Origin of the sequence: Aquabacterium sp. (genome assembly GCF_021768455.1) — a bacterium.
In the GTDB taxonomy this organism is placed as follows: Bacteria; Pseudomonadota; Gammaproteobacteria; order Burkholderiales; family Burkholderiaceae_C; genus Aquabacterium.
On the sequence record NZ_JAIZVX010000232.1, the window covers coordinates 1 to 3,880 of the forward strand.

The 3,880-nt window shown below is 70.4% G+C and carries 3 protein-coding genes; 2 read left to right on the forward strand and 1 reads right to left on the reverse strand.

The annotated features are described in order from the left end of the window. Positions 1-331 (reverse strand): hypothetical protein (locus QZ994_RS19045; protein WP_290877432.1); only part of this gene is annotated, 331 nt, incomplete at its 3' end. Between the two features lie 420 nt (positions 332-751). Here QZ994_RS19045 and QZ994_RS19050 point away from each other — a divergent pair. Together QZ994_RS19050 and QZ994_RS19055 are read left to right on the forward strand one after the other, a co-directional pair. Continuing rightward, positions 752-2,716, forward strand: coding sequence for a S8 family serine peptidase (locus QZ994_RS19050; protein ID WP_290877434.1), 1,965 nt, complete (start codon positions 752-754; stop codon positions 2,714-2,716). A 92-nt stretch (positions 2,717-2,808) separates the two neighbouring features. Then, positions 2,809-3,880 (forward strand): hypothetical protein (locus tag QZ994_RS19055; RefSeq protein WP_290877438.1); only part of this gene is annotated, 1,072 nt, incomplete at its 3' end.

The following is a 3,880-nucleotide window of genomic DNA, read 5'->3' on the forward strand; positions in this document are numbered from 1 at the left end:
TGGCCTTGAGCGTGGTGCTGTCGTAGCCCACCTCGGGCTCGCCCCAGACCACGTGGGTGGCACCGAGGACGTCGGCCTGGCGCAGCAGGTTCTGTTTGATGTTGTCCACGCCCTTGGGGCCGAAGAAGCCGGTGAGGCCGGAGCTGCTGCGGAGCTCATCGATGAACTGGCAGGGCGAGACCTCGGTGTCCGGCACGGCCACGACGTTGCCGACGTAACGGTGCGGCCCGGCGAAGTTGGCGCAGGCGCCCAGGGTCAGGGTGAGGAGGAGGCCGCCGACAAGGCGGAGGCGGGGCAGGGGGGCAGCGTGCATGGCGGACTTTCGGGGCATGGTCTGACTGTAGCCGGATCGGGCCCGGCCTGCCGCAGGATGGCACTGCGCCATCTCAAAGGGATGCCGTGGCCGCCTGCGAAGTTATCCCCGCTTCCTGTGGATAACTGTGTTGGCAAGCTTGGGGCAAGGACGGGGTAAGGTGGTTTTCCCCTGGGAAGCGCCTTGCGGTGCCTCGAAATGAGGCAGTTTTGTGACGCAGTTCGGGGGCTTGGCCGTTCAGCCGATGAAACGCAGCGTGGTGATGCAGTGGCGCACCCTGCCGCCCAGCCCAACGTGGTGTCAGATGAGGTGCCAGATGCCGCGGGCGGTGCGGTGTGCCGGGGCAACGGCTTGTTGCGACGGTCTCGTTTCTCAAATGATCACGCGACACGGCGCTGGCCTATCATGGCGCGCTGTCTCCCTTTGCCGTGCTTGCCCATGCCTGCCTTGATCGTCCGTTGCCTGTCCCTGTTTGCCTTGGTCATGCTGGGCGTGGGCTCTGTCTGTGCCCAGACCTCCGCTGGTGAGGCCCGGGTCATCGTCAAGCTGAAGGCCTCCTCGGCCCTGGTGGACAGCCGTGAGCGGGTGAATGCGGCTTCGGCCAGTGGTGCCACCAGCCAGCCCATGCGGCGTTTGGGGCAGCGGCTGGGTCTGACCATGCAGGATGCCCGCGTGCTGGGGACCCGCACGCACGTGGCCGTGGCCTCCGGCCTGAGCTCGGCGGCGCTGGCCGCGCGCCTCAGCGCCCAGAGCGATGTGGAATATGCGGTGGTGGACCAGTGGCGCAAGGCCTCGGCCGCCGTGGAGCCCAACGACCCGCTTTACGCCGCAGACAGCTCGCGGCCGCGCACCCAGGTGGCGGCAGGCCAGTGGTACCTGCGCGCACCCGACACCACCTTCGTGTCGGCCATCAACGCGCCCACGGCCTGGGGGCTGAGCACCGGCAGCAGCGCGATCACGGTGGCGGTGCTGGACACAGGGGTGCGCAGCGATCATCCGGAGCTGAGTGGCAACCTCCTGACGGGCTACACCATGATCAGTTCGGGTGTGATCGCAGGCAACGGCATTGGCCGCGGTGTGGGGGCCGAAGACCTGGGGGATTACCTGACGGCTGCCGAGATCTCGGACAACCCCACGGTGTTCCGGGGCTGTGACGAGGTGGCGACCAGTTCCTGGCACGGCACCCACGTGGCCGGCATCATTGGCGCGGCCTTCAACAACGGTGTGGGCATTGCCTCTGTGGCCGGCGGGGTCAAGATCCTGCCGGTGCGGGTGCTGGGCAAGTGCGGGGGCTACGACTCCGACATCATCGCCGGCATGAAGTGGGCGGCTGGCATCGACATCGGCATCACACCGCCAGTGCAGGCGGCGCGCGTGATCAACCTCAGCCTGGGTGGCACCGGCACCTGCAGCCAGGCCTATACCGATGCCATCACCACGCTGAACCAGCTGGGGGTGGTGATCGTGGCCTCGGCCGGCAACTCCAATGGCGAGGCGGTCGAGGTGCCCGCCAACTGCACGGGAGTGATCGCCGTGGGGGGGCTGCGCCATTCGGGTACCAAGGTGGGGTATTCGGCGGTGGGCAGCCAGGTGGCGATCAGCGCGCCCAGCGGCAACTGCCTGAGCGATGGCAACTACTGCGCCTATGGCATCGTGACCACGACCAACAGTGGCACCACCACGCCGGTGGCCGACAGCGCAGGTGGTTCGACCTACAGCGGTGCCACGGCCGCCACCGCGACCTATGGCACCAGCTTCTCGGCTCCCCAGGTGGCGGGGGCGGCCGCCCTGGTGCTCTCGGTTCGCCCCGACATGACGCCCGCGGCGGTGTTGCAGGTGCTTCAGAACACGGCGCGCAGCTTCCCCACCACTGGCGGCACGGCCGGCATCGGCCAGTGCACCGCCCCGACCTCGACCGAGCAGCTGGAGTGCTACTGCACCACCAGCACCTGCGGCGCAGGCATGCTGGATGTGGGGGCGGCGGTCACGGCGGCATCGGGCTTGCCCGTGGCGGTGGTCACGGTCACGCCGTCGGCGCCCACGGCGGGCCAGACGGTGACGCTCTCCGGTACGGGTTCGCTGGCCAGTGTCTCGGGGGCCGCGGTGACCGGCTACAGCTGGAGCCTCGTGGATGGCGGCGGTATTGTCTCGGCCCTGACGGGTGACCTGACCACCGCCAGCCTGGCCGTGCGCCCAAGCGCCGCAGGCACTTTCACGGTTCGCCTCACGGTGACCGACAGCAACCTGCAGACCAACAGCTCGGACGTGCGCATCACGGTGGCGGCCGCGGCGGCCACCACGACCTCCAGTGGCGGCGGTGGCGGCGGCGCCCTCGGCGGCCCCTTCGTCCTGGGCCTGCTGGCCTGGGCCGGGCTGGCGGCCTGGCTTCGGCGCGGCGCCTGAGTCGGCGGCTTTACCCGGGCTTCACCAGCCCTTTACCTGGCCTGGTCATCATGGCTGGCCGCCGCATGGTGCGGTGACGCCTGCCTGCCCTGATGCCTGATCCTTCGCCTGTTTTCCTGCCTTGCGTGCGCCGCACAGAACGCGCGGCACCGCCCTTGCACCGTCGCCCGCCACCCAACAGGCGGCCGCGTTTCCCGATGGCCTGCTGGGCCTTGGGCACCGCGCTGCTGCTTTCTGCCTGCGCCAGCCCGCCGCGCGAGGCCCCGCTGGACCCGGTGCGGGTGCGGCAGTTCGAGGCGCGGGCCTACGCCGCACGCACCCAGGCGGACACGCGTGAGGTGCATGAAGCCCGGGTGGTGCAAGGCGAGGTGCAGCACCTGGTGTGGCTGAGGCCCAGCGGGCCAGGGCCCCATCCCCTGGTGGTGTGCCTGCCCGGCGTGGGGCAGTCGGCCCAGGCCTTGGCGGCCTGGCGTCGCGCCCTGGCGGAGGCGGGCCATGTCGTGCTGTCCTGGCAAGCCCTGGCCGAGGATGCCCGCTTGCCCTCGCGCCCGGGAGAGCCCCAGGTTGATGCCCACGCATGGGCCCAAACCCGGTTTGCCGCGGCGGCGTCTCAGCGTCGCGTGACGATGCTGGCGGCGCTGATGGCCTCGCTGCCGGCTTCGCAGGCGGCAGGTGACCCTTTGCTGGCGGGTGTGGACCTGTCGCGCGCAGCCCTGCTGGGCTACGAGCTGGGCGCCTGGACGGCCCAGCAGGCCGAAGGCGAACAGGTCGCCGGCGTCAGCGTGCCCGAGGGGCTGCGACACGCGTTCCGCGCTTTTGTGCTGGTCAGCCCCTATGCGAGCTTCGAACAGGGCGCCTTCGAGACCCGCTACCGCGGGCTGCAGGCCCCCACCCTGATCGTGACCTCAGAGCAGGACCGCGACCCCCTGGGCCTGGTGCCCGAGCCCTACCTGCGCACGGCGCCTTTTGGCGGCATGCCCGGCGGGCAGCAGTTCATGCTCATGTTGCGTCAGGCCAGCCATGCCGACCTGGGCGCCCGCACGGAGACTGAGCGCCTGCCCGCTTGGGACAGCGATCGCCCACGCGGGGAACCCGGCCGCGGTGGGGCGGGTGAAGGCGAGGGTGCCGGTGGCCCCGATGGCGGCGGCCGAGGCGGCGGTGGAC

Bases quoted from the DNA above. Each gene is read 5' to 3' on its own strand.
- QZ994_RS19050 (WP_290877434.1), top strand. From the start codon at position 752: ATGCCTGCCTTGATCGTCCGTTGCCTGTCCCTGTTTGCCTTGGTCATG.